This is a genomic window from Dellaglioa sp. CoH-55-MRSF-7, from assembly GCF_056782235.1.
On record NZ_JBXAYI010000166.1, the window covers coordinates 1 to 269 of the forward strand.

Here is a 269-nt window from a genome sequence, read left to right on the forward strand (position 1 = left end):
GGAAGGACGTGCAACCCGAACCTGCTAAGCCGGATGACCACGCCAGTGCCGCAGACTGGAGTTCGCGTACGGTACGTATCACCCAGACGGACCGAGACGGTAATACAACGGTGAAAACTCGCAACTATGACGAGCTGACGGACGCGGAGCGTGCGCAATTCGATGAGATGATGCGCAAATTCAACCAGACCATGGCGAATTTCGACAAGACTATGCGAGGCGCGTTTGCATGAAGGCCATAGAGCTTCTTGAACAAGCGCTTCCATACG

Annotated in this window: 1 protein-coding gene; it reads left to right on the forward strand. The window is 55.0% G+C overall.

Annotation, left to right across the window (positions count from 1 at the left end; translation table 11 throughout):
* A partial coding sequence (locus AC1RPU_RS08265; protein ID WP_481769691.1) for a hypothetical protein occupies positions 1 to 233 on the forward strand: 233 nt, incomplete at its 5' end.
* Positions 234 to 269: the final 36 nt, after the last annotated feature.